The sequence below is a fragment of the Kitasatospora sp. NPDC101801 genome (assembly GCF_044766665.1).
Lineage (GTDB): Bacteria > Actinomycetota > Actinomycetes > Streptomycetales > Streptomycetaceae > Kitasatospora.
Genome location: NZ_JBIWML010000112.1, coordinates 1 through 1,059, shown reverse-complemented (window position 1 = coordinate 1,059; position 1,059 = coordinate 1). Strand labels below are relative to the sequence as shown.

The window sequence follows — 1,059 nt, the reverse complement described above, 5'->3', positions numbered from 1 at the left end:
GGCGGATTCAACCGGTCGTCGCAACACCGGCTTCCTGGAGCGATAGTAGGTGTTCGTTGAGGGCTTCGGCTGGGGTCTTCCATCCGAGGGTCTTGCGGGGTCTGCTGTTGAGGGTGAAGGCGACGGCCTGGAGCTCGTCGGTGTTCCAGCGTGAGAGGTCCGTGCCCTTGGGGAAGTACTGCCGCAGCAGGCCGTTCGTGTTCTCGTTCGTGCCGCGTTGCCACGGACTGTGTGGGTCGGCGAAGTAGACCTGCAGCCCGGCGTCGATGCTCAGTTGGGCGTGTTGGGCCAGTTCCGTGCCGCGGTCCCAGGTCAGCGACCTGCGTAGTTGCCCCGGCAGCGTGGTGATCGTGGCGGTGATCGCGTCCTTGACGGCTTCGGCGCCGCGGCCGGCCAGCGCGGGCCCGTTCTTGGTCCGTGGCTCGGAACCGAAGCCTTCCATCGGCGGCAGGTGCAGCAGCATCGTGAACCGGGTGGTGCGCTCGACCAGGGTGCCGATCGCGGACCGGCCGGTGCCGATGATGAGATCGCCCTCCCAGTGGCCCGGGACCGCCCGGTCCTCGGCCTCTGCGGGACGCTCGCTGATCAGCACGTCGGCGGTCACGTGCCCGCGGACGCTCTGCCTGGTGCGCTCCCGCGGGACGCGCAGTGACCGCCCGGTGCGCAGGCAGGCGACCAGTTCGCGCTTGAGCGCTCCGCGTCCTTGCACGTAGAGGGCCTGGTAGATCGCTTCCGGGGAGATCCGCATGGACTCATCCTCGGGGAAGTCCACCCTGAGCCGCCGCGATATCTGCTCCGGGCTCCACGCCGTCGCCCACCGGCGGTCCTGCCGCCTCGGCTTGTTCCTGCCCTTCCAGTCCGGCACCTGCGGTCCCTCCACGATCCGGCCGTCCGCGGCATGGACGACGTCGCCGGCCAGCCGGTCCTGCACGTAGTCGTGCAGGCGCTCGTTGGCCACCAGCTTCGCCGTCTTCGGCCGCTGTGCGCGCCGCTCGGCGTGCCACTGCGCCAGCGTGGCCCGGTACTCCAGGTGGTAGGTCCGGGTGGAGGCGTTGCGGC

General features: G+C 70.0%; 1 protein-coding gene. It reads right to left on the bottom strand.

What is annotated here, in order from left to right; translation table 11 throughout:
* Positions 1–7 precede the first annotated feature (7 nt).
* Positions 8–1,059 (bottom strand): IS30 family transposase (locus ACIRPK_RS36945; protein ID WP_403047352.1); only part of this gene is annotated, 1,052 nt, incomplete at its 5' end.